The sequence below is a fragment of the Pseudoteredinibacter isoporae genome, from assembly GCF_040372805.1.
Classification (GTDB): domain Bacteria; phylum Pseudomonadota; class Gammaproteobacteria; order Pseudomonadales; family Cellvibrionaceae; genus Pseudoteredinibacter; species Pseudoteredinibacter isoporae_A.
The window spans coordinates 235,117-258,884 of record NZ_BAABWJ010000006.1; the positions used below are offsets into that span (position 1 = coordinate 235,117).

A 23,768-nucleotide genomic window follows, 5' to 3' on the forward strand; every position below is an offset into this window, starting at 1 on the left:
GCTTTCGCCTAGCAGGCCGGAAGCCAGTTAACAAACTACTCCCCCCAATTGCCACAATGGCAATTTTTTGCCGCAGCCGAGCCTGCGGCTTTCTTTTATCTTAGCCCGTCTCCTGGACAATACTCATAAGATACTGATTTTATGAGCATTTATTGAGCGGCCCACATCAAACCTTCGATTTCAGCTCCATTGGCAAGGTATTTGCATTTTCCTTAATACTCTACTGCGTTTGCAGAAAGCCGTTAAGAATTTGGCACTGCATCAAGCGCTCGAATTTTATTTGGGAAGGCTACATTGTGACACAAGCAGCGATTAAGCAGACCCCATCCAGGGCACTGAGCGAGCATCATACCGAGCTGGATCTCAGCCATGGACAATGGAGAATTCTCAATAAACTGTTGAGAAAATCCTCCGACTGTTATGGCGAAAGTCTGGCACCGGGAATTTCCCAGCAAAAGGTGGCCCAGCTGCGTCAACGCTGTCGAGAATACTGCAAAAATATTTTGCATATCTACCCTAAGTGCGCCGATGCCCTGGCCTTACTGTCGCGTATCGCCCTGGATTGCAATGAACTGAACAAAGCCAAAAAGTTCATTCGCCAAGCACTGCAATATGCACCCAATGCCAGCGTCTGCTGGTTCAGCCTTGGGCATGTCTATCTCGCTGAAAACGAGCATGACAAAGCCCGTGAGTGCTTTCAAAAGACCGTCAAGCTGGAGCCCAATCATTTTCGTGCGAAGGCAGCTTATGCTTACAGTTGCTTTCATCAAGGCGAAATCGTCAGCGCGTTTAACATCTATAAACGCCTGATTCACCAGAATCCTGACGACCCTCATGTCAAAAGCAATTTATTTGCCTGCTTGAAACAACTGACCGCCGACGCTGACACTCAGGAGCTTGATGAGCAATTACGCTTCTATCTCGATTTGGACGATGTCGACCACAGCGATTTATCCCGTTTGATTGCTTCGCTCCTCATCCATCGCTATCAATTGAACGACAACAACAGCCAAATTGACATTGCTCTGCTCTGTAAGGACAAACTCTATCTTCAGGCATTGCAGGTTGTCATCTTCAGCTCAGACATGATTGAAGATCTAAACAGTTCTGTTCGACAGCACTTGCTGTTTGCGCGTCGCTGCAATCTTGATGAACTGAATCTGAAAATCTGTCTCGCTATACAGGCGTTTAACAATGAACATGTGATGGCCTATGACGATAGTGAACGACTGGTTTTAGAAGGCCGTATTCAGCAATCCGAACTGATTCTTCAACATAAAGAACTGGACCAACAGCAGCAGTTGACCTTGCTCGATAACTGGGTGAGTCTGATGATGTATGAGCCCAGCTCATGCTTTCCAAGCTTATACAATGGCACCATGCTCAATCACATGATTGATACAGCCTCGGCTATCAACACCGGTGGTGCATTGCTCACGAATCTCGGACGGCTCTTGAAATTGTGCTTCAGCCATGCAGAAAAGGACATTCGCATTGAGAGCCTGGGTACCATCAGCGATAGTGTATCTTGCCGAGTCAAGGCCCAATACGAAGAAAACCCCTACCCTCGCTGGTTGGCGCTGCCTTATCAAACACCAACCGAGTACCAGCAAGCGCTGGATGCGGTTCTGCCCGAGCACGGCTTTGCACCCAAGCAACAGGGGCAAACCCTGCAGGTGCTGGTTGCCGGTTGTGGCACAGGCAAGCACGCCTTGCAATGCGCACGCTATTTCAGAAACACACAAGTTACCGCCATTGATATCAGTCATTCCAGCCTAGCTTATGCCAAAGTAAAAGCCGATCATTATCAATTAAACAATATCGAATTCCTTCAAATGGATATTCTGGAATTAAAAAACCTGAAGAAACGCTTCGATATTATTGAGTGCAGCGGAGTGCTGCACCACATGAATGATCCCCTGGAAGGCGCCCGAGTTTTGAAACAACTATTAAGGCCTGGCGGCATCATGAAAATTGGATTATACAGTGAGCGTGCACGGTCCGAAGTGGTTCACTGCCGCGATATGATTGCTGATCAGGGCTTGGAAAGTAAACCAAAAGACATGCGTGAGTTGAGAAGACAGATACTGTCGCGCCCAGAGCAATGGCCTGCCGTATTGGCATCGCCTGATTTCTACAGCCTGAGTGGCTGCCGTGATCTTCTGTTTCACGAACAGGAACATCGCTTTACCCCGCTTCAGATCGACACCTTCTGCGAGGATCTGGAGATGGAATTTCTAGGGTTCGTCCGAGTACCGGCCAAGCATCATCAGGCTTACCGCAAAACCTACCCCCTTGATGAACACATGCGCAATCTCGGGTATTGGGAGGCGTATGAAGAGCGTAACCCATTGACCTTCGGGGGCATGTACCAGTTTTATGTACGTAACGGATCCATAGGCAGCAAGCAATAGCATAAAGATACATTTGCAGTCTGTTTTTAAGTGTTCTCAGAAATTCAAGTAGACACAGCCGCCTGAACAGGCGGCTTTTTTATTGGCAAACGTTATTGAACTGATGTTATAGAACTGATGCTATAGAACTGACGTTATCGAGTGGCATTAGACACAATGGCATTGGAGACCAAGGTCAGAAGCCATGTTAAGGACCAAGCTCAGCCCCGAACACAGACACGAGGCTATCGAAGACTATTAAACAGAGACAATCCTGCGATTTTCACATAGCTCTGTTGGGCAGCTTGCAAGACAAACGATTCGAATGACAGCTGACTGCTCGCCTGAGCAAAGTCCAAATCACGAATGTCAGACAGTAGTTCGGTACTGACCAACTTCAGGTCTTCATGCAGCTTTCGAGTGCTGTCCATGGTGTTCAAGCGAGCACCGATTTCCGCCCGGGTCTCCAAAATACTGTCCTCTGCCGCTTTCAAATTATTGATCGAATCTTCGATCAATTGATTGTAAGCCTTTTTATCTTCCTCCGTGGTTCCCAGAGTTTCCAATCCATAAATCAGGCGACTCACGCTGGTTAATAAGCCTTGGTTTTCAGACGATTCAATCAAAAAGGTATCCCCAGTATTTGGGTTCCCTTCGATTTGCACCTGAACACCATTGATTTCAATAGGACGGCCAGAAATAAAGGGCTGGTTTTCCTTTAATACCCGCCCGTCCGACTTGGAAATAATATTGAAGTTGGCTTGCGCAGGCAGACCAACCAGGGTGCGTTCATCCGGGTTTTGAAACTCAATAATAATGTCTTCCGGGTAAAACTCATCATAAGCCTCTTGGTCTACCACAACACCCACGGAAACCGTTGCCGGAGGAACAGCCGTATTACTTTCACTGGCCAATGTGGTAAACGTATTTTGTGCACTTTTGATATCGACAAAAATGTCTTTCCCCGAGTCACTGGCAGGAATTTGCACCGTATTTGAAATCTGAATATAACGTTGCCCTTCATCGCCTTTGAACAAGAAATTGCGATTTCCGGTATCCTCAAAGGGCTCGGTATTGCCTTTGTAGCCTGCAAATAAATACTCGCCGGAGGTGTCCTTCGTGTTCATCAGGTTTTTCAGTTCATCCAAACGCTGCTTGAGCTCGGCCGCGATGGCTTCTTTGTCTGATTGAATCAAAGCGCCATTACCAGCCTGAGTGGTCAATTCTCGCACGCGGATCAAGGTGTCATTCATCGTCTTTAGAGTCGCCTCTTCAAGCTTGGCGCGGTTCTCTAAAAGATTGATGTCCTTGATATATTGGTCTCTGGAATCCAGTTCACGTTGCAGATCCAGAATTTTGGCGGCGTTCACCGGATCGTCTGAGGGTTGGAGAATACGCGTACCCGCAGAGATTTGACTTTGGGTTTTGCCCACCTGCCCAGTCAAATCGACGATGCGATTAACACTGGTCGTAAAGGTTTGAATTGATGATATACGCATAATCTCTACCTACGTTATCGGAAAATACCGAGTAAGGTATCAAAGGTCTGCCTCGATACATTGATGATCTGAGAGGAGGCATTATAAATTTGCTCGAACTTAATCAGATTGGCAGCCTCCTCATCGAGGTTCACTGCTGAAATACTGTTCCTCTGACTTACAGCCTGCTCATGCACCACTTTGGCTGCATCCCGATTGCTTTTTGCTTCAAAGGTTTCGGTCGCTACTTTTTCAACGATTTGAGAATAGGCCTGTTGAAAGCTGGCCTGCCCACCCACCGTTTGTTTATCCATGAGTTGAATCAGAGCTTGAGCATTGCGATTGTCTGAGGTGCCATCGGTATTGAAATCAACCGTAAATTGATCGCCCTTGTCCGGATTACCACTGATGCTCAAACCGTAACCCATAAAAGCGGACTGTGCCGTACTGCTTTGTGAAAAGAAGTTTCCACGTGATGCCGCATCGGTGCCCAAACTGTAGCCGTCTTCCATAGTGACCGAGACCTGACCTGCGAAGCTTAACGCTTGAACGTTACCCGCTCCGATACCGCTCACCTGCAGAATATCATCCGGGCGCTGAGTACCTTGGGCGACAGCCGCAGCCATACCCAGAGGATCAGCACCCAAAGGACCGGTCACTCGAAGGCGAGTTGCCATATCGTTATCCACTGTATCAAAGCGGATAGTACCGTCTGGATTTTGAGCAACCGTTACTTTTCCGGCCTCACCAAAGGCTTTATCGACCTGAGTTTGAACGTGTTCAAGAAGCAACGTTGTATCGCTGAAACTGCCTTCCAGCTCCACCGTTCTCGGATTGCTGGCGCCCGCCGGGCCATCAAACAAGTCCAGATTAAAACTGTTGGGGCCCCCCGCATTAAAGTTAACGGGGTTGTTTACATTCACTGTTCCTAGCGCTGAAGCCGGGGCCTTACCTTTGAACTCAACACTATCCCCCGTTCCGCCTTCCACCTGGAACTTTAAATCCACGCCCTGATTTGAATACACTTTTACGCTCTTGCCATCACTGACAGCGCGAATCCCCTGGGCCTGAAGGTTGCCATCTGCATTGATGGCATCGGCCAGGTAGTCATTCGTCATTGGCGACGGAAGCGTGCCTAACAAATTCGGCTGAGAGAGCGTAAGTTGTTTACCATTCAAATAAAATTCAAAGTCTGTGCCCACGCCGTTATCCAGAACATTGAATTCGGCATAGCTTGATGCAGTAGCACTGACGCCGTCAGCCTCACTCATCAGAGCCGCCGCCGCCTGTGCCGATTGCCCTTGAGGAATGACCAGTTTCTGAGTATCAATATGGCCATTATCCAGAGTTCGAGAAATGGTAATCACTTCATCAACAATGGCATTGGGTGCCTCTGTGCCAATGGGGCCCGACACCACTTCATTTACCATCGGCGTACGCGCGGCATTGAAACCATCGCTGATCATGAAGGTTTGGCCCGTATTACCCGGCAGAATTTCATTACTGATACCTGGAGTAAACGACAAGTTTTCCAAAGGCGGCACTAAACTGATTGGATTGGAAGGATCGGTATTATCCAATACGTCGTAAGATGTTTCGGAGGTGAACTGAATCAGCAAGGGAGGCGCAAGCGCTCCGGCTTTTTGGAAAGACGGCAACAATTCACCGGTTTTAGGATCCACAGCGGACACTACATTACCTTTGGAAATACTGCCATTCCCAGTGTTACCGGAAGACGTCCCCGTCACGATAGGTTGCGCGAAAGCCAGGCCATCAGCCTGGATACCCGTTAAACTGATGTTGCCAGCACCATTGTGTGTCGGCTTGATAATAAACTTATCGCCGTTGCTGAAATTACCGCTTTCCAGGGTGATCTTGAATCCATCCATTTCGATAGTCTGAGGAAACACACCATCGAGCCCTCCGGTTTTTACTACCGAGCCATTCCCATCGATAATTTCGAACACACTGGGCGCACCACCTGTCAGACGCATTTCATAGTTGTCGGCACTGAGCTTGCTCGTATCTGTGATATCTACACTGATGATACGATCATTGGGTGCCTTATTTTCCACATGGTAAGCCACTCGAGACAAAACCGATTCGCGATCATTAATGTCACGAAACAAATCCGAACCATAGTGCCCTTCCAGGTCCAAACCCCCGGACTGAATGCGATTCATTGTGTCCGAAATGGTAATCGCCATTCGACCCAGCTCATTAATGGCAGGGTCCAGGAAATTCTTTCGGTACTCCAATAAGCCCCCCATCTTCCCACCCGTCACATCTTGCGTAATGGTTTTCAAGGTGGCGCCATCCTGAATAACCAAATCAGCTCGGGACGGATCGGCCTTGCCCTGAATGGTACGAACCTCGTAGGTTGTCGCACCGACCACCAAGCTCTGGCCATTACCAAAGAACACATTGGCACTGCCGTCGTTTTCATTGACAACGGAAACATTCACCAATGTAGACAGCTCTTTTAGCAACTCATCGCGTTGATCGAATAAACTGTTGGGTCCTTGAATACTCGCATTACCACTGGATTCAACAATCTGCTTATTCAAGGTACCAATCGCGCTGGAAAGAATATTAATCTGCTGAGTAATGCTCGCCAGTTCGTCGTTAATACCCGTGGCAATATCCGACATGGTTTTGTCCAGAGTATTAAATCGTTCTGCTAAGATGCGACTTTGGGCTAGAACCGATTCGCGAGCGGGCAATGATGACGGATCATCCGATGCTGTCGCAACTGCCGCAGTAAAGGTATTCAGGACATCAGACATCGCACTGGATTTATTCGCCAGCAGATTGTCCAGATTGGAAAGTTTACTGGAGTATTCATCCAGGTGACTGTAAGCCGAGCCACTCACTCGCACCTGTTCAATAACGAACTGATTGACGACGCGCTCAATATCAATCGCCCTGGCACCTGTGCCAATGTAGCCGGCGGCTGTCAGAAAGCTGTCTTGAGTCGCGACATCAACACGCTGGCGGCTGTAACCAGGCGTATTAGCATTGGTGATATTGTTACCGGTGGTATTTAGCTGGTTTTGGCTAACTTGAAGTCCGGTACGCCCAATATTTAATAGTCCGTTGCTCATAATTTATTCCACGTTAAGCCGCCCTAGTTATCCAGCAACTTAAATTCTTGACGCTGTAAAATTTGTTTGATTTTGTCAGCGTAGTTGGGGTCTGTTGCGTAACCGGCTTTCTGTAACTGCTCTGCAAAACTACCGGCATCTTTACCTTCCGCCAGGGCTCCTTGGTAGCGCTGATTTTCCTTCAAGAGGCGAGCATAATCGTTGAAGCTTTCCTGAATATTGTTGTATTTTCGGAATTCCGCCTGTTCCTGAACGGCTTTCCCATTACGGTATTCAAGAGTGTCTACTCCAACACTCGGCTCACCCTGGCGCGCCTTAATGTTGAACAGATTGAAACTGCTCTGCCCACCCTTGTCCTGAATAATGTGTTGCCCCCAGCCTGTCTCAAGCGCTGCCTGAGCAATGATGCCTTTCGCTTCAACACCGAGGTAGTTAGCAATACGCTTCGCTGCAGGCGCCAATTGCTCGATAAAGTTTTCAATGCTGTCCGCCATGGATTGAGTCAGGCCGTTCGGCAATTCACGGGCCTTATCAGCGCCCGCCGCAATAAAAGCTCGGCGCGCCTCGGCGGCCTGTTCCATCTTGATACGCATTGCCGCCAGATCGATGCCCTCAAACGCTGAACTGCTGGTAATCGCCTGCCAATTCAACTCACCTTGCATCGTTTGCCCTGACTGTAATTGACCACCATGCGGGGTGACCGAGCTGCCCAGACTCTGTTCACCTCCAACATTTCCACCCTCGGCTCTTGAAAAATTGTATTGACGATTCATTTGCTGGAAAAAAGCATCCGCCAATCCCAACCCACGACCGTTACTCAGTGACAAACTCATCTGGTCGTCAAGCATGCCTTGGTAAAGAGCCGTTTCACTGCTGTTCAAGAAGTTGTCTTTGCCAAAAACTTCGTTGGTTTGACGCATGGTTTTCAACATGGTTTGGATAAACATCGCTTCAAACTGTTGAGCAACCTTGCGCAAGGATTCCGGGTCTTTGTCCCGGCCGGCCTGCTTGATGGAATTCAGGGAGTTCAGGTCGTTATAGTTAACGCCTGAATTGGTCAAACTGGGGCGAGACAAGGCATCTAGATTTTTCATTAAATCACCACCAGTTCCGCTTTCAGAGCACCTGATTGCTTCAGAGCTTCCAATATCGCCATCAGATCACCTGGGGCAGCACCCACATTGTTGACCGCACGAACGATGTCTTCCAGAGAGGGTCCCGGTGCAAACTTGAACATTGGATTATCTTCTTCTTCGATTGCGACCTGACTGTCAGGCACAACAGCCGTAGTTCCCGCTGCCAGTCCATTCGGCTGACTGACTTCGACACTTTCAGAGACAGTAACGGTCAAGTTACCGTGCGTCACAGCAACTGGATCGACCTTAACGTGTTTGCCCACCACAATGGTTCCGGTACGGGAATTGATAATGACTTTGGCCGCCTCTTCGCCGGGGGTTACTTCCAGGTTTTCAAGCATGGAAAGGTAACTGACACGCTGTGAAGGATTGATTGGTGCATCCACTTCCACTGACGTTGCGTCCATCGGGCGCGCCACATCTGGACCAAGGGTCGTATTGATAACATCAGCAACGCGTTTGGCGGTGGTGAAATCAGAACGCTTCAAATGGAACACTAAGGGCTGACCGCTATTAAAATTACTGGGCACTTCACGCTCGACAATGGCGCCGCTCGGGATACGTCCCGCCACCGGAACATTAACGGTGATGCGGGAACCATCGGCACCCTCTGCGCCAAAGCCCCCTACTACCAGGTTACCTTGTGCTAAAGCATAAATATTTCCATCGACGCCCTTTAATGGCGCCAGCAATAAACTACCGCCACGCAGGCTGTTAGCGTTCCCCAGTGATGATACGGTGACGTCGATAGTTTGGCCCGGTTTCGAAAACGGTGGCAATTCGGCATGAATTGCCACGGCCGCAACATTTTTCAAGGTGACGCGCTCGCCTTCTGGAACCGTCACGCCAAACTGTTTCATCATGCTGAGAAAAGACTGTGTGGTGAACGGCGTCTGGTTGGTCTGATCACCCGTGCCATCCAAACCAACAACCAGGCCGTAGCCGACCAACTGGTTACTGCGCACGCCCGCAACGGACGCTAGATCCTTGATGCGATCAGCGAAGGAAAGTTGGCTCACCAGCACCAGTAAAAACAAACAACCCATGTGTTTCATAAAATTGACACCTAAACCCATCAGAACGGCCAGTATTCACTGTTGAAAAAGCGGGACAGCCAACCCATTTTGGTGGAGTTGGCGACCACACCCTGCCCGCTGTAAGTAATTCTGGCGTTGGCTAGTTTGGTGGACGCCACGGTATTGTTTGGAGTGATGTCATCGGGGCGCAAAATACCACTGATGCGAATGTACTCATCACCTTGATTGAGCGTCATCCACTTTTCTCCGCGAACCAGTAAGTTGCCGTTACTTTGGACACCGGAAACCGTCACAGTAATACTGCCGTTTAAACTGTTGTTTTGTTCAGCATCACCATTGCCACTGAAATTGCGTTTGCCGATCAAGTCGGTCAGCAAACTCAAGTTAGAGGCTGAAATATTACTGCCTAGGATAGTGCCAACCCCACCCTGGGCTTCCTGGATATCAATGGTGTTTTCTTTCTTCGTGACCACACTGGACGACTTAGTCGACGTGGTTCTTTCAGAAAGAATAATCTCAATAATGTCGCCTACGCGATGTGCTTTTCGATCGTTGTATAAGGCCAACGCCATCCCTTCACGATACAACGAACCGGCGGTTGGAGCTGGCAGTGGCGCCGGTACATCGTGGGCGGGCGCAAAGGCCGCTTCACCCGGGTGAACGGGCTGTTGGATCACACAAGCACTCAAACTCAGGCTTGCCGCTACAACAGCCAGGCAGCGATAGATGAGTTGCAGACTTTTCTTTTTCATAGCGCTAATCAGCCTTGGAGAATTAAATATTCTGGGAAACAAACTGCAACATCTGGTCGGCAGTGGAAACCACTTTCGAGTTCATTTCATACACCCGCTGAGTCGTGATCATATTGACCATTTCTTCCACGATATCCACGTTGGAATTTTCCAGGCTGCCCTGCTGCAGAGAACCCATGCCGTTCTGACCGGGAATGGAGTTAATGGGGTCACCACTGGCGGCAGTCTGATAGAACATATTGCTGCCGATGGCCTGCAGGCCTGCGGGGTTTACAAAATCCACCAGCTGAATGTTGCCCAATTGCTGGCCAGTGACCTGGCCATCGGTATAAGCCGTCACGACACCATCAGTACCGATGGTGACACGGTTGGTGCCCTGGGGAATCGTAATCGCAGGTTCGAGCAATAAACCGTTTACATCGGTGATTTGGCCGTCCCGATTCAAACTGAATTGGCCGTTCCGGGTATAGGCGACGTCACCATTAGGCTGCACAATCTGGAAAAAGCCGCGACCATTAATTGCAACATCCAGAGTTTGGTCGGTGACCTGTAAACTGCCTTCCGTGAATTCTTTACTGGTACCTGCTACGCGCACACCGGCACCCAATTGCAAGCCCGACGGTAACTGGGTATCAACCGTTGACTGACCACCCGGTTGGCGCTGGATTTGATACAACAGATCTTCAAATACCGCGCGGTCGCGTTTAAAGCCGATCGTTGACGCGTTCGACAGGTTATTGGAAATGGTGGTCAGCTGCTTATCTTGTGCGGCCAAACCGGTTTTACTGACATAAAGAGCTGCGTGCATAATGTTACCTATTCTTTTTCGCTGTTAAGCAAGCCGTACAAGATTGAATTAAGAACTTTGAAGCAGCCGTGCTGAGGCTTCGGAATTTTCCTTCACGGTGCGCATCATTTTCACCTGCACTTCATATTGGCGTGCCAGGCTGAGCAGATCGGTAAATTCTTCAACAGGGTTTACGTTGCTGGCTTCGATGTAGCCTGATTGCAGACGGAGGTTCACATCCGCATCGCGTGTTGCACCTTCCAGGCCACCTTCACGCAGGCGCACCAAACCATCTTCAAATTTTTCAAGGTCTTGATGGTCAATGCTCACCATCTTGATGCGATCGATCTGGACCGGTTGATCAACACCCTGCCCCAACAGCACCGCGGATATGGTTCCGTCGGAGGCGATTTCAATTTTCTCAGCAGGCGGGATAGCAATAAAACCACCGTCACCTAAAACAGGGTGACCCGAGCCATTGCGTAAAATACCGTTGATGTCGATGCTCAAGGCCCCATCCCGACTGTAGGCTTCAGTGCCGTCAGGCGCAGTAATCGCAAAGAAGCCTTCTCCGTTCATGGCGATATCCAATTCGCGCCCTGTGTAATCGATAGGCCCTGGACGAAAATCCGTGCCGGGGTTTTCCGTCAGGGAAAACACTCGACTGGGGTGCCCTTCACCGTAATACACCGCCATGCTGCGAGCCTGGGTGAAGTCGGCGCGAAAACCCTGAGTATTGGCATTAGCCAAGTTATTGGCGTGATTGCTCTGCGCCAACATATTATTTTTGGCGCCAGTCATGGCGGTAAAAAGCGCTCTATCCATTGCTATCTCTCTGCTTTGGCGGCAAAACAGGCGGCGAAAAACTCACCGGGAAAAGCGTCACACAATCGACGCTCTTGCCGCATTTATTCACTTAGGCAGATAACTGCAAATGGGATGCCAGAACTGGAACGGAAAAGGACAGCAATTAAAAATTGCTTATAATTCAGTAAGATAGAATGAAAATACACAAAACAAAGAGAATATAACGCAGGCTCACTAAGCGGTAAATAACAAGAAAAACCGTGGCGGCAAAGCCCCTAGGCAATGCCTTGCCGCCACTGTTATTAACGCAGATTAATAATGGTTTGAGTTACCTGATTGGCTGTCTCAATGGTTTTGGCATTCGCCTGGTAGTTTCGCTGAGCAATGATCAGGTCCACAAGTTCAGTCGATAAATCCACATTGGAATCTTCCAAGGCCGACGCGGTTACGGAACCCAATCCGCCACTTTTCGGTGAAGAAATACTGGGCACTCCGGAATCAAAACTCTCCGCCCACATGGTATTACCCTGGGGTTGCAAGCCTTGATTGTTGGTGAAGTTGGCTAATGCAACTTGACCCAAGGCTTCGGATTCCTGGTTACTGAACCGGGCAAAGATGACACCCTCTTCGCTGATGGTCAGTCCGGTTAAGCGACCAGTAGCGAAACCATCCTGATCAACCGACTTCACCGTAAACTTATCGCCAAACTGACTGGATTTGCTCATGTCGATTGTGAAGTTCGACGTGGTCGATGGCTGTGGAACCGGTGCTACTCCCCCCTCTAAAACCGGCAGCGGCTTCAGAGTGCCTAAAGGCTGCCCCTGTGCATCCAGAGGCGTCCAGTTGGAAATCAGTACATCATCCGACAACGCGGTATTGAAGTCGCCATTTTCTTTAAAGTGCAAGTCAAATTCCGCGCGGGTCGGTTCTTTGTTTTGCGGAGATGGCAATGAGGTGTCCGGGTCACCCACTTCTTTGCCGTCAATGGTCACAACCATTTTCCAATGATTGGGCGAGCTACCCGCTACCTCAGGGTCATACTTCTGCTTAATGAAATACTGATTCATCGTATGCTCATTGCCCAGACTATCGAAAACCTTAACGGCGGTGGTGTGGTTGTAACTTTTAGGGTCATTCGGGTCGAATGGGTTAAGCACCACATCGGTAAAACTGTTGGCGTTAAAAGGCTGAAATAAGCCCAGAGCCGGTGGATTCAGATTATTCACTTCATAACCATCTTCCAATTGAATGTCGATTTTACCACCGACGACAATCGCATTGCCGCCCGCATTGGTCGCGGTGGCAATCGCCAAACCACCCGCCGTATCAATTTCTAATATCTGTTCCGGCGCATCTTCGTTACCAATAATCTGAACCGAAGTTTCATCGTCTCCGCCCGTCAGAGCGAACTTTAGATCGTGTCCGATACTGGAGGTAACCACCAGATCGCCGTTGACAATCTCCGCAGTGATGCCGGACAGGCTGGTATCACTCAGGTTATTGATCTGAGTCGCCAGACCCGCCAGATCATCCGCATCAAGGGCCACATCATTCAACTCCAGCACCATGTTATTGCCGGGGTTGTTAAAGTTAGTCGCGGTAATCTTGGCTTCTGTTGACGCCTTGGCAGTGACACCTGCCAGAGCGTTTAATTCAGATGACGTCGCCGCAGCGGTCGCCCACTTGGTGCTGTTATAGGTGATTGTGCTGCCATCGGGACCCACCACATCAATGGACTGTGCCGGATAACCATTGTTCACCGCAGGCGCACCGGAATTATCCGTTGCCGGTAAAGCGGCAAAGCCGATTTCAGATTCATTGCCGTTACCATTGTCGATGGTAATTTGAGATGGCTCACCATCACGCAGCGCTCGAAATTCAACATGGAAGTCACCACCACCATCATTCACCGCAACAGCTTGCACATCAATGGCCGTCTGCGGGAGCGTGGGTGATGAAATTTGCGCGTTAATCACGTTGACCAAGGTACGAACATCGTTGTAGTTGTTCACATTCGCCGGCAAACCCTGGGCGGTACTCAGATTAATGCTTACCGTACCGTTATTGCCGGATTCCGCATTGGCCAGAGTGATATCAAACGTAATACTGTCGGTAGAAAAATCGAAAGTTGCCGCCGGGAATGCGGTTGAAGCGCCATCCACCTGGGTTCGGGTTGGATCGGCGATGCCTACCTGCGTCACGGCAACTGAGTTCCCGTCGGTTGAGAACTTCTTACCGATGCGCTCCAAAACTTCTTCATTGGCATCCAGATTGACGCCGGACTCTACTGAGCTGGTTTGCTGGGGCTGCTGTAAGCTCGCATCGATTTTCAAATCATTCAAAATGCCATTGGGCTTACCGCTTTCATCCACGCCAAAGCCTTGCAGTCGTGCCCCGGAATTGGTGATCACATTACCTTCATTGTCCAAACCAAAGGTACCGGCACGGGTGTAAAGCTGCTCACCCCCCTGATTAACCACAAAGAAACCGTCGCCACTGATGGCCATATCCAGAACGTTCGATGTGCTGTTAATGCTGCCCTGATTAAATTGTTGAGCGGCAGATTGCAAACTCACACCCGAGCCCGGACGGTTTAAAGCCGAACCGAAGAGTTGGTTGGAATAGACATCACCAAACTCCGCCCGTGAGTTTTTAAAACCCACCGTACTGGCATTAGCAATATTATTACCGGTAATCGACAAGTCTGAGTTCGCTGCGCGAATACCACTGAGACCAATATTGAATGACGATGACATAATACACTCCTGAAAGTTAGCAAAGCGGCCGCCTTAGCCGCTTCGCCCTGACAGAGGACAAACATTGCCGCTCTGACCCAAATTTTTATCGATGCGTTACTGCGTGATGAGGCTTCAAGAACCAAGCCTGATTACTGGTTAATTTGTTCAATCTGATCGAAATCGACCGCGCCCATACCCTTCAAATTCAAGGTAAGTTTATTGTCAGCCCCCATGGTGACACTGCTCACCTGGGCGCTGAGAGAGGTATCAAACTGCTCACTGTTATCACCACTGGTGCCGTTGACGCGGAAGGTGTATTCACCGGGCGCTACCGAGTCATTGCTGGACTGCCAATCAAGCAGATCTCCGTTCAGCTCCAACTGTTTTCCATCCCAGCGGAAATTGTGATTACCGGACGGCAAGCTACCCAATGGAACTTGATCCACCACCGCGCCAGCAGAATCTGAAATCGTGAGAAACACATCACTGGCAGCGGTTTGCAACTTCGCCACTCCCGATACCACACCGTTTGCGGGCAACTGGGTTTGTGTCGCAGGCACCGTGACCGAGCGCCCCACCAGGGAAGAAGCCTGTAATGCCTGATTGGACTGAAAGCTGGTCGCGAAAGTGTCAAAACGATTGTTCAGATTATCCAGAGACTCCACACTGCTGAACTGGGCCAACTGGGCCACAAACTCACCGTTTTCTGTGGGGTTCAACGGGCTCTGATTTTTCAGTTGAGCCACCATTAATTCCAAAAAGGCGTCCTTTCCCAACTCATTGTTAGGCGTTGCCGCACCGGTACTCTGGGTCGTTTGCGAGGTGTTCCCTATCACCAGGTTTTTCAGGTAGGGATTGTCCTGAATGCTATTGTTTACCGTGCTCATGGTGTTTTCCTGTGTCCGAATACTTTACGAAGCCGCTTACTGACCCAGCGTCAGAACCCGTTGCACCATTTGCTTGGCGGAGTTCATTACTTCAACATTGACCTGGAAAGAACGTGAAGCGGAAATCATATTGCTCATTTCTTCCACCACATTGACGTTGGGGTAGTACACATAACCCTCGTCATCGGATTCGGGATGATGAGGCTCGTAACGACGCTGTAACGGCGCATCACTTTCGACCACCCCCATCACCTGCACACCCGATGCAGCCGGCAAACCATCATCCAAGGTATCGAAATCGATGTTCATCGCATCACGTTGTGCGGCGGCAAAAACCGGATGACGACCACGATATACCTGATCGATACTGGAGCTTGCCGACTGTGCATTAGCCAGGTTACTGGCCGTAGTGTTCAAACGAACACTTTGCGCATTCATGCCAGAACCGGAGATATTAAAAACGTTATTCAGAGACATGATGACTTATCCTATTCGCCGCGAATGGCCGACATAAGGCCTTTAAATTTGCCATTGAGAAAAGTGAAGCTGCTTTGAAACGCCAGAGAATTTTCCATGTATTTGGCGTGCTCTACGTGCGCTTCCACTGTGTTGCCATCAACTGATGGGGCCAGCGGATTGCGGTAAAGAAGCTCATCGTCGGAGAACAGGGTTGCGCCACCGGATACGTGCTTGCTGTCACTGACATTCATGTCCAGACCACGATTCTGGTGCTGATGGGCGGTCTGCAACATGGCTTGAAAATCCAGATCACGCGCTTTGTAGTTCGGCGTATCGGCATTTGCCAGATTCTCCGCGATCACCTCGGCACGTTGCGCGCGAATGCGCAACGCTGAATCATGAATGCCTAGTGCGTTTTGAAAGCTGATGGCCACCTGGGTCTCTCCTGCTTAGCGTTTTGCCCATATTGGGCGTTGCTGTTCATTTGCCAGAAGATTTGCAAGAGCTGGGCCAACTGCAGAAAATTTTTCTAACTTATTGTTTTTTATGCGGTTTTAAAGATTTTTTGATTCGAGAAAAAAGACAGAAAATCACGCTTCGAGAGGAAAGCGGCAAGACGTTTCCCCCGACGATCGATCCGATTGGAGAGATTGCCGCTGCCAGATCAATCACGCAACGGCCTATTGAGGGCCTGAAGCTCAGGCGTTCAAGTCTTTCGCGATATAGCAAATGCCCGGGCGGCAGTTAACCATTTCATAATAATCTTCGACACCGGTAATGCCTTCGGAAGCGCCGAGGAATAGCGTACCACCGGGATTCAGGCAGCTGTGGAATCGGCGCAGGATATCCTGCTTCAGGGCCTGATCAAAATAGATCAACACATTACGACAAAAGATGATGTCGAATTTACCCAATGCGCCGTAACCGCTCATTAAATTCAGTGTCTGAAAACTCACCCGTCGGCTAATCTCAGGAATGACCTGCCAAGTATCTTCACCGGTCTGGCGAAAATAACGCTCTTTGTATTCAAGATTTAAGCCCCGAGACATCGCTAAACTGTCGTATTCTCCTCGTTGAGCAGCTTTCAACATGGTTGGGGATATGTCCCCAGCAACGATATCAACCGGCATGTGGATACCCGGAGTGTCCTGAACCACCATGCTGATTGAATAGGGTTCCTGCCCGGACGAGCAGGCCGCTGACCAAATCCGAATACGTCCCTGTGCGCCACCTTTATTCGCCTGGATTTCTCCCAGCAATTTATGTTGCAGCAGATCAAAAGGGTAGCTGTCTCGCAACCAATAGGTTTCATTGGTCGTCATGGCATCCACGACTTCCAAACGCAATTGAGGCGATAAGCTTGCTCGACTGATCAAATCAGACAGGCTGGCCAGCTTATTGTGCTCAAGAATTTGTTTCACCCGCGTTTGCACCAGATACTGCTTATTCTCAGCCAGATGAATTCCGCACTCTGTTTTCAAAAACTGACGAAACCGCTCGAATACGAGCGCGTCTCCCGGTGCTATCGCCAATGCTTCCTCCATCCCCATATACCCTATCAGTACTGGCTACTACAGCCGTGTATAGAGCACCGCACTTGCAATGCTCATTTTGGATGTCATCCGTGATTAAGCGTCTTCTACATTACCTCCACGAGCGATCACTTGCGTACTGATCCATTTCGCAAGTTCATTCGGCTCGAATTTCGCCAAAAACTGATTCGCCCCGGATTTTTTCACCAACTCTTCATTCAACACCCCCCCGAGAGAGCTGTGTAATAGAATGGGAATCTGGCTGTAACGCTCATCAGCCTTTGCTTTGGTCGCAAAGGTGTACCCGTCCATGCCCGGCATTTCAATATCACAGACCACCGCATAGATTTCCTGATTCAAATTATGGCCATCGGCTGCCTGCTTATTGAGGTAGTCCAAGGCATCCTGGCCATTAATTGCTTGCACCGAGTCGATGTTCATCTTGTCGGCTACCCGCTTGATTTGCTTACGCGCCACGGCCGAGTCATCAATGATCATCAACTTGCGATCGTGTTCTTCCTGCATGACTTCATCGGGAACCACATCATCCTGAATTTCTTCGTCAACGGGATTCACTTCATCCAGGACTTTTTCAACATCCATAATCTCTACGAGTTTCTCATCTATCTTCGCAACCGCAGTCAAATAATTGTCTTCGCCGACACCCGCCGGCGCCTTAGAGAGATCACTCCACTGCAGAGTCACAATACGATCCACAGAGTAAACCAGAAAGCCCTGAATCGATCGGCTGTACTCAGTGACAATCAAAAACCGATCCTGTAGATCGGTCAGCTCGCCCATGCCCGCCGCCTGGGCCAAATCGATAACCGGAATGGTCTGACCTCGAATATGCGCGCAACCGGGCACACTCTCGTCACTGTTGGGAATACTGTTCAATGGCGGACAAGGTAGAACCTCTTTCACTTTGAACACATTAATCCCGTACAGCTGATCGCCGGTAAGCTTAAACAGCAGAACCTCGATAGTGTTGCCAACTGCACTGATTGCTTCTTTATAAGCTGCTGTAGATCTCGTCATTTTGTATTCCTTCGGAAACTCTAGATTCAGGTTGTCGGTTCAATCTTTAGCGCCATATGGGCACGCTTATTGCTTTTACTATGGCAAATCGCTCTCGAAAGCCGAAAGTGTCAAATTCCCAGCGCAGTTCGTCCGCGCTGGAGTGGTACAGCAATTAGCAAAGATAACGGCGGGCCGGAGCAACTCTTTAACGTAAAAATCGATTCGGATTAATGCCATGACACTCAGTCAGCTTCTATATCCCCTCGCGCTTGGCAGCACACTCCTGTTCAGCGGCTTGGCTGTGGCACAAACGGATTACAACTCGGTGCTTAGACAAGAAACCGAGCATTACTTGAAGAAACAATACGCCGACCTCACACAGCGCGGCTACGAACGTATTGATGTGCGTGTAAACGCCGTTGATCGTCGTTTACGGCTCACCCCTTGTTCTGCACCACTTAATTTTGAGCAAAGTAACCCAAGCACCTTGCGCAACCAGGCCAGCGTGCGGGTCAGTTGCTCGGCCCCCAAACCCTGGGCGATTTTCATAAGCGCCCGTATTTCAGCTTATGCCAAAATTCTGGTCGCTGCGCAGCCATTGGTCAGGGGCCAAATCCTGGAAAAAGGCGACTTGATTCGCCAGAGCAAGGTTGTCAGCCCCAATCAGACTCTGCTGCAGGAGCATCAGTTGATTGGACAGCAACTAAAACGCGCCCTTCCCCAAGGGGAAGCCATCAAAGCTAATTTCCTGACACCACCCAGAGTTATCCGTCGAGGCGATAATTTGATACTGGCGGCCCGTTTTGGCAACGCCAGCGTCAGCACTTCAGCGACAGCCTTGGCCGATGGCAAAGTAGGCGAACAAATTCGAGTAAAAAACAACCGATCTGAGCAAATCGTGAAGGCACGCGTCGTGGCACCGGGTCGGGTGGAGGTAGTACTATAAGGGCGGTTTTAATGCCTGTTGCCTGCCAGGAAATTAATTGCAAAAAAAAGCTAAAGATTGCTGTTGAGCGGCCGACAACACAGGTAAGGAAAACTCTCAGTAGAGCAACTGAGCCCTTTATGTAACACCTTAACGAGCGAAAAACACGATATTTATCAGAGGCTTACTATTATGGTCATTAATTCAAACAACGGCGTTAACAATGCCAATCAGACCAATACCACACGAGAACGTAATGGCGTAGAACGAAATACTGAAAGTAACGCCAAAGCCCCCGCTCCGGCTCCGGAGAGCAAACTGGGCAACGTAGGAGATAAGGTCATGCTGAGTCCAGAGGCAAAATCCTTTGGCAAGCTGTCAGCAGCCGTTGCAAAGGCCCCTGAAGTGGACAGTGAAAAGGTGGCGAATATTAAGAAAGCCATCGCTGAAGGTAAATTTGAGGTTAACCCTGAACGTATTGCCGCCAAGATGCTGCAACAGGAAGACTTGTTCGCCTAAGACTCCGGCAGCATGTCGTGTTACCTCGTTCAAACTGGTCCGGCTCCGCTCGGCCGGCCAGACATAAAGGATAGGATTGCGCCCAGCGCATAAGAATTTGCTCTATAGGAGACTTACCATGTCAAACCCGCTCGCCAGAGAGAATCAAAACGAACGCGCTGCGAGCGCATCTACCCTCGCCATCTCTGATCTGGTTGATCAGGATCTGACCAGCAGCCTCGCCCTTCTCCATTTATTGGAAAAAGAACAGGAAGCCCTGCAGGAGCGAGATCACGAACACCTGCGTGAACTTCTGGAAGAAAAAACATCTCTGTTGAACACCCTGGACGCTGGCTCTGTACAAAGGGCCGAGATTCTGCGGGAACTGCAACAACCGAATGATCAATACGCCTGGGAAAGTTTAATTGACGCTATGGGTGATGCTGATTTGAAAGATCACTGGCAATCCCTGAAAGACACCATTGCCCAGTGCCAGCAACTCAATGAAATCAATGGCAAAATTATTGCGCGCAGCCAGCAAACGGTACAGAGTTTAATGCAACTGTTACGCGGCCAAGATGCCCAGCAGAATCTCTACACCGCCAGTGGTCGCACCAATCACACCGGCAACCGCAACAGTTCAGCAATTCAGGCGTAGTTACACTGACGGAAACCAGGCCTGTTCGCCGGGAAGTTCTGCGAGCAGGTCGAGATCTTCCGGTCGATCGATATCGCTCAAGGTATCCAAAAGTTGAACCGACAATCCCGCCTTGCGAATCTTCTCCAGGGTTACACCCAATAGCTGCGCTTGGCTCCAAGGCATATTCTCAAACAGTGCTCGAAAACCATCTTCATTCACTTCTGCGCGCAAGGCCAACAGAACGTAACCACCATCATTCGCTGGGCCAATAACAATGTCGCTCCCTTCTTCCAGACGGGTAAACGCCTGATTGATATAGGACTCGGAAATAAACGGGCAGTCACTGCCAATGATTACCACGTTTTGATAACGCATCAGGGACTGCCGAGCGGCATAAGACATTTTATCGCCCAAATCACCCGCACATTGGCTGCGAATCTCAGGGCTTGTTTCAATATCCAATGAAGACAGAACCGTTTGAGGATCGGATTTACTCCAATACGCTTCACTGCCCGCCAGCCACAATTGATGGTCCCATCGAGTAGGATCAAACAAAGTATTACAACAATGGCTAAGGAGTCGTTTGTGTAGGGCGAGGCTTTGTCCCGTACTCAAATGCGGTTGCATACGGGTTTTCACTTTGCCCAGCTCGGGCCATTTGGCAAACTGAACAATGACGTTCTTCGATGAAGATGTTGAGCCGTGTCGGGCAATCATTCTGTGTTGTCCTTAAGATACGTTTCTAATGACAGCACAGGTTTTTCCCTTGCCTTACTGTAATTAATATTCGGGTAGTACTTTTTAGCCAACTCCGAGGCACTGACACCAAAGCGATATTGAATGCGCAGCCACCACATCATTAAAATCGTCCTGACGACACCCTGCTTTTGCCAGCGTCGGCTGGACGTTTCGAGTTGGCAGTTCAACCTCAGCGCCGGCTGCTGCTTTCGCAGAGCATCGCTCAAGGCAATGTCTTCCATCAGAGGAATATCGGGGTAAGCGCCCAATGTGTCAAATAAAGATTTCGACAAGCATATTCCCTGGTCTCCGGTCACACTGCCGCTGACTTTGGAGCGCCAGTTAATAGAACGTGCAATCAGGCTATAGGGGAATTCCTGGCGACATAAACCGAGTTCGCAATAGGCCCAACGGCCGTCCGAATCGAGCTGATTCAGTTCCTCAATGGGAAATTCGGTATTGAATCTCGAGTCAAGATGTAGAAAGAGTAAGTATTTGCCCCGGGCAAATTGAGCACCGGTGTTCATTTGGCGAGCTCGCCCTGGACTCGATAACAGGCATTGATCCCATAAGGCCTTATTTGCCTGCAGACATGAATGACTGCCATCGCGGCTGTACCCGTCGACAACAATCAGTTCAGCGCCCTGCCTCCGGAGACATTGAAAATGCTGCAAAGACGCCAACAAGTTTTCGGCTTCTTGATACACAGGAATCACCACAGACAACCGTGGTTCGACTTCGATTGTTTTTACGTTCGAATGTTGAGCCTCGTCTTGCACGCGCAAATTTTCCATCGTACCCGGTTTACAATGCGCCGCTGCAGCTGCTGCCCTGCCCCGCGGTACAACCGTAGCAATGCTCAGCAACTTTGATCGGGATGTGCCGCAAGGATTGCCCCAGAAGATCTCGTATATGCATCGGCTGATCGCTGGCAATCAACGTATCGTTCTGGCGTGAGGCGTGAATCGGCATCTCCAGCATCTGATTGAAATCGCAGTCGTATAAAAACCCCTGCCAGTCAACGCTGACCAACTGGCGACACATCACTGCCGCCAGATTGTCCTGACTGAAGTTATCTTTTAACAACTGCACATACGATTGGAATTCGCCCTTCGCATGCAGTACGGCACCAAAACGACTGATCGGCATATTCGTGATGGTCAACAAATGATCGAACACGATACCGTACTGCTCTTTCAATTCGCGCTTGTAATCTCGTTCCAGATCGCCTTGTGGTGGTGGCAGAAATGCGCCCCCTGGGTTGTAAACCAGACTCAAGGGCAAACCATTTCCATAACCGAGTTGATTGAGTTTTTGCAGGGCTTCAATCGACTCCTCAAAAACCCCCTTGCCGCGCTGTGCATCAACATTCTGTTCCGAATAGCACGGAAGGGAGGCACAGACTTCCACCTGGTGTTCTGCAAGAAATTCCGCCAGGTCTTCATAGCCTGGTTCGAGCAGGATCGTGAGATTACAGCGATCAATCACAGCCACATCCAAAGCCCTTGCGGCTCGAACAAGGCGGCGAAACTCTGGGTTCATCTCTGGCGCACCGCCAGTGAGATCCAGGCACTGAATATCCCCCTTTTCCAATAGGGCGATCACCAAATCGATGGTTTCAGCCGTCATCAGTTCCGTGCGTTTGGGGCCCGCATTCACATGGCAGTGTGTACAGCTCAGGTTACACAAGTAACCGAGGTTCAACTGTAAGGTATTGAGTTCCGTACGGCGAATCGCCGGAAAGTCACTGGGCAATAATAATTCACGGGAATCTTTCAAAATCGTCCTCATCTGGGCCAGGGCCTAGGGATACTTATAGAATCAGGCAGCTGCATTGTAACGCCCTTTTCCATCGTGTAGTCAGGTTTCTATTTTATCGATCTCTATCACCTATTGTAGGCCGCGACAGCATCAAATCCTCACAGAGATTTCAATTCTGGGGATACAGTTGTTAGAATAGCCACCCGCTGCCCCCGTAGTTAAATGGATATAATAGGGTCCTCCTAAGACTTAGTTGTTGGTTCGATTCCAGCCGGGGGCGCCAAATTCAGGCCCTTCAACCAACACACCTCGCCAGTTTAAGCCAGAACTATGAACCTCGCCCTGATTCAAGATACTGATATTGTTTCCCGTTCGGGTGACGTTCTACGCGCATGCTTAAGCGGCCGCCAGCATGAGCACATTGTCAAGATTCAAAAGTTGGGCCCTGGACGGGAACTGCAAGTGGGGCTTCTCAATGGGAATATGGGTCGGGCCTTGATTTACGAGCAGGACAACACCAGTACCCATATTGAGGTAACACTGTCCCAAGAACCGCCTCCGCCGAATCCGATCAGACTGATACTCGCTTTGCCACGCCCCCTCATGTTGAAGCGGGTTCTGCAAACCGCAACCAGCATGGGCGTTAAAGATATTCATCTGATCCACAGCAATAAGGTAGAGAAAAGTTACTGGCAATCGCCCCAGCTGGGGGATGAAGAGTTGCATGAACAGCTATTACTGGGCCTTGAACAAGGCGTCGACACACAGCTTCCGAACATTATCAAACACCCGCGCTTCCGCCCCTTTGCGGAAGATATCCTACCGAGTCTTATCGATGGGAAAAACGCTTTTGTTGCCCACCCTTCCCCAGATGCGGATCTCGCTCAACCCACTGAGGACGAGACCTATCTCGCGATTGGCCCCGAAGGGGGATTTACGGACTATGAAATAGAAAAGTTGCAGGCTGCGGGAATGAAAGCCCTGTCTCTGGGGCCAAGAATTCTGAGAGTAGAAACGGCCGTGCCAGTGCTGCTCGCTAAACTCAGTTAGGCCGAATACTCCGACCAACGTTCCAT

21 protein-coding genes and 1 tRNA gene are annotated in these 23,768 nt (G+C 49.7%); 6 read left to right on the forward strand and 16 right to left on the reverse strand.

What is annotated here, in order from left to right; all coding sequences use genetic code 11:
* Positions 1-296: 296 nt before the first annotated feature.
* Positions 297-2,414, forward strand: coding sequence for a methyltransferase domain-containing protein (locus tag ABWW03_RS13670; RefSeq protein WP_353408989.1), 2,118 nt, complete (start codon positions 297-299; stop codon positions 2,412-2,414).
* 224 nt (positions 2,415-2,638) lie between these two features.
* Here ABWW03_RS13670 and flgL read toward each other — a convergent pair whose 3' ends face one another.
* From flgL to ABWW03_RS13735, 13 genes are all read right to left on the reverse strand, one after another.
* Complete coding sequence (flgL, locus tag ABWW03_RS13675) at positions 2,639-3,892, reverse strand: flagellar hook-associated protein FlgL (RefSeq protein WP_353408992.1); 1,254 nt, start codon at positions 3,890-3,892, stop codon at positions 2,639-2,641.
* Positions 3,893-3,906: 14 nt separating this feature from the next.
* The gene (gene flgK, locus ABWW03_RS13680) at positions 3,907-6,975 is read right to left on the reverse strand and encodes a flagellar hook-associated protein FlgK (RefSeq protein ID WP_353408994.1); all 3,069 of its coding nucleotides are present in this window, start codon (positions 6,973-6,975) and stop codon (positions 3,907-3,909) included.
* A 23-nt stretch (positions 6,976-6,998) separates the two neighbouring features.
* Positions 6,999-8,069 carry a flagellar assembly peptidoglycan hydrolase FlgJ gene (gene flgJ / locus ABWW03_RS13685; RefSeq protein WP_353408996.1) on the reverse strand — a complete coding sequence of 357 codons (1,071 nt, stop codon included), beginning with the start codon at positions 8,067-8,069 and terminating at the stop codon, positions 6,999-7,001.
* Positions 8,069-9,166: a flagellar basal body P-ring protein FlgI gene (locus ABWW03_RS13690; protein ID WP_353408998.1), complete on the reverse strand. Its 1,098-nt coding sequence runs from the start codon at positions 9,164-9,166 to the stop codon at positions 8,069-8,071. Before ABWW03_RS13690 ends, flgJ begins: the two co-directional genes overlap by 1 nt.
* A gap of 20 nt (positions 9,167-9,186) precedes the next feature.
* Positions 9,187-9,900, reverse strand: coding sequence for a flagellar basal body L-ring protein FlgH (gene flgH / locus ABWW03_RS13695; protein WP_353409000.1), 714 nt, complete (start codon positions 9,898-9,900; stop codon positions 9,187-9,189).
* 22 nt (positions 9,901-9,922) lie between these two features.
* A complete protein-coding gene (gene flgG, locus ABWW03_RS13700) occupies positions 9,923-10,708 on the reverse strand; it encodes a flagellar basal-body rod protein FlgG (RefSeq protein ID WP_353409002.1) in 786 nt (261 codons plus the stop codon).
* A 48-nt stretch (positions 10,709-10,756) separates the two neighbouring features.
* Complete coding sequence (locus ABWW03_RS13705; protein WP_353409004.1) at positions 10,757-11,512, reverse strand: flagellar basal body rod protein FlgF; 756 nt, start codon at positions 11,510-11,512, stop codon at positions 10,757-10,759.
* A 284-nt stretch (positions 11,513-11,796) separates the two neighbouring features.
* Complete coding sequence (locus tag ABWW03_RS13710; protein WP_353409006.1) at positions 11,797-14,250, reverse strand: flagellar hook-basal body complex protein; 2,454 nt, start codon at positions 14,248-14,250, stop codon at positions 11,797-11,799.
* 131 nt (positions 14,251-14,381) lie between these two features.
* The gene (locus ABWW03_RS13715) at positions 14,382-15,119 is read right to left on the reverse strand and encodes a flagellar hook assembly protein FlgD (RefSeq protein ID WP_353409008.1); all 738 of its coding nucleotides are present in this window, start codon (positions 15,117-15,119) and stop codon (positions 14,382-14,384) included.
* A gap of 36 nt (positions 15,120-15,155) precedes the next feature.
* The gene (gene flgC / locus ABWW03_RS13720) at positions 15,156-15,596 is read right to left on the reverse strand and encodes a flagellar basal body rod protein FlgC (RefSeq protein WP_353409010.1); all 441 of its coding nucleotides are present in this window, start codon (positions 15,594-15,596) and stop codon (positions 15,156-15,158) included.
* 11 nt (positions 15,597-15,607) lie between these two features.
* Complete coding sequence (gene flgB / locus ABWW03_RS13725) at positions 15,608-16,012, reverse strand: flagellar basal body rod protein FlgB (protein ID WP_353409012.1); 405 nt, start codon at positions 16,010-16,012, stop codon at positions 15,608-15,610.
* 264 nt (positions 16,013-16,276) lie between these two features.
* The gene (locus ABWW03_RS13730; protein ID WP_353409014.1) at positions 16,277-17,128 is read right to left on the reverse strand and encodes a CheR family methyltransferase; all 852 of its coding nucleotides are present in this window, start codon (positions 17,126-17,128) and stop codon (positions 16,277-16,279) included.
* A gap of 78 nt (positions 17,129-17,206) precedes the next feature.
* Positions 17,207-18,148, reverse strand: coding sequence for a chemotaxis protein (locus tag ABWW03_RS13735; protein ID WP_353409016.1), 942 nt, complete (start codon positions 18,146-18,148; stop codon positions 17,207-17,209).
* A gap of 217 nt (positions 18,149-18,365) precedes the next feature.
* On the opposite strand from ABWW03_RS13735, the gene flgA reads away from it, so the two are divergent.
* From flgA to ABWW03_RS13750, 3 genes are all read left to right on the forward strand, one after another.
* Entirely contained in the window at positions 18,366-19,076 is a 711-nt protein-coding gene (gene flgA / locus ABWW03_RS13740; RefSeq protein WP_353409018.1) for a flagellar basal body P-ring formation chaperone FlgA, read from the forward strand.
* 171 nt (positions 19,077-19,247) lie between these two features.
* Positions 19,248-19,574 (forward strand): flagellar biosynthesis anti-sigma factor FlgM, encoded by a 327-nt coding sequence (gene flgM, locus ABWW03_RS13745; protein ID WP_353409020.1) that lies wholly within the window; start codon positions 19,248-19,250, stop codon positions 19,572-19,574.
* 118 nt (positions 19,575-19,692) lie between these two features.
* Positions 19,693-20,211, forward strand: coding sequence for a flagella synthesis protein FlgN (locus ABWW03_RS13750; RefSeq protein WP_353409022.1), 519 nt, complete (start codon positions 19,693-19,695; stop codon positions 20,209-20,211).
* Here ABWW03_RS13750 and ABWW03_RS13755 read toward each other — a convergent pair whose 3' ends face one another.
* Genes ABWW03_RS13755 through arsS form a run of 3 tightly spaced genes read right to left on the reverse strand, consistent with a single transcriptional unit; the run spans position 20,212 to position 22,710 of the window.
* Positions 20,212-20,910, reverse strand: coding sequence for a TIGR04282 family arsenosugar biosynthesis glycosyltransferase (locus ABWW03_RS13755; RefSeq protein ID WP_353409024.1), 699 nt, complete (start codon positions 20,908-20,910; stop codon positions 20,212-20,214).
* On the reverse strand, positions 20,907-21,725 hold the full coding sequence (locus ABWW03_RS13760) for a TIGR04283 family arsenosugar biosynthesis glycosyltransferase (RefSeq protein ID WP_353409026.1): 819 nt from the start codon (positions 21,723-21,725) through the stop codon (positions 20,907-20,909). Before ABWW03_RS13760 ends, ABWW03_RS13755 begins: the two co-directional genes overlap by 4 nt.
* 10 nt (positions 21,726-21,735) lie before the next feature.
* Positions 21,736-22,710: an arsenosugar biosynthesis radical SAM (seleno)protein ArsS gene (arsS, locus tag ABWW03_RS13765; RefSeq protein ID WP_353409028.1), complete on the reverse strand. Its 975-nt coding sequence runs from the start codon at positions 22,708-22,710 to the stop codon at positions 21,736-21,738.
* Positions 22,711-22,900: 190 nt separating this feature from the next.
* Here arsS and ABWW03_RS13770 point away from each other — a divergent pair.
* Positions 22,901-22,975: transfer RNA gene (locus tag ABWW03_RS13770), tRNA-Arg, on the forward strand.
* Between the two features lie 47 nt (positions 22,976-23,022).
* A complete protein-coding gene (locus tag ABWW03_RS13775) occupies positions 23,023-23,742 on the forward strand; it encodes a 16S rRNA (uracil(1498)-N(3))-methyltransferase (protein WP_353409030.1) in 720 nt (239 codons plus the stop codon).
* Positions 23,743-23,768: the final 26 nt, after the last annotated feature.

Excerpts from the sequence above, each read along its gene's own strand:
- flgL (WP_353408992.1), bottom strand. The coding sequence starts at position 3,892 with ATGCGTATATCATCAATTCAAACCTTTACGACCAGTGTTAATCGCATC.
- flgK (WP_353408994.1), bottom strand. The coding sequence starts at position 6,975 with ATGAGCAACGGACTATTAAATATTGGGCGTACCGGACTTCAAGTTAGC.
- flgJ (WP_353408996.1), bottom strand. The coding sequence starts at position 8,069 with ATGAAAAATCTAGATGCCTTGTCTCGCCCCAGTTTGACCAATTCAGGC.
- ABWW03_RS13690 (WP_353408998.1), bottom strand. The coding sequence starts at position 9,166 with ATGAAACACATGGGTTGTTTGTTTTTACTGGTGCTGGTGAGCCAACTT.
- flgH (WP_353409000.1), bottom strand. The coding sequence starts at position 9,900 with ATGAAAAAGAAAAGTCTGCAACTCATCTATCGCTGCCTGGCTGTTGTA.
- flgG (WP_353409002.1), bottom strand. The coding sequence starts at position 10,708 with ATGCACGCAGCTCTTTATGTCAGTAAAACCGGTTTGGCCGCACAAGAT.
- ABWW03_RS13705 (WP_353409004.1), bottom strand. The coding sequence starts at position 11,512 with ATGGATAGAGCGCTTTTTACCGCCATGACTGGCGCCAAAAATAATATG.
- ABWW03_RS13710 (WP_353409006.1), bottom strand. The coding sequence starts at position 14,250 with ATGTCATCGTCATTCAATATTGGTCTCAGTGGTATTCGCGCAGCGAAC.
- ABWW03_RS13715 (WP_353409008.1), bottom strand. The coding sequence starts at position 15,119 with ATGAGCACGGTAAACAATAGCATTCAGGACAATCCCTACCTGAAAAAC.
- flgC (WP_353409010.1), bottom strand. The coding sequence starts at position 15,596 with ATGTCTCTGAATAACGTTTTTAATATCTCCGGTTCTGGCATGAATGCG.
- ABWW03_RS13730 (WP_353409014.1), bottom strand. The coding sequence starts at position 17,128 with ATGGGGATGGAGGAAGCATTGGCGATAGCACCGGGAGACGCGCTCGTA.
- ABWW03_RS13735 (WP_353409016.1), bottom strand. The coding sequence starts at position 18,148 with ATGACGAGATCTACAGCAGCTTATAAAGAAGCAATCAGTGCAGTTGGC.
- flgA (WP_353409018.1), top strand. The coding sequence starts at position 18,366 with ATGACACTCAGTCAGCTTCTATATCCCCTCGCGCTTGGCAGCACACTC.
- flgM (WP_353409020.1), top strand. The coding sequence starts at position 19,248 with ATGGTCATTAATTCAAACAACGGCGTTAACAATGCCAATCAGACCAAT.
- ABWW03_RS13750 (WP_353409022.1), top strand. The coding sequence starts at position 19,693 with ATGTCAAACCCGCTCGCCAGAGAGAATCAAAACGAACGCGCTGCGAGC.
- ABWW03_RS13755 (WP_353409024.1), bottom strand. The coding sequence starts at position 20,910 with ATGATTGCCCGACACGGCTCAACATCTTCATCGAAGAACGTCATTGTT.
- ABWW03_RS13760 (WP_353409026.1), bottom strand. The coding sequence starts at position 21,725 with ATGGAAAATTTGCGCGTGCAAGACGAGGCTCAACATTCGAACGTAAAA.
- ABWW03_RS13775 (WP_353409030.1), top strand. The coding sequence starts at position 23,023 with ATGAACCTCGCCCTGATTCAAGATACTGATATTGTTTCCCGTTCGGGT.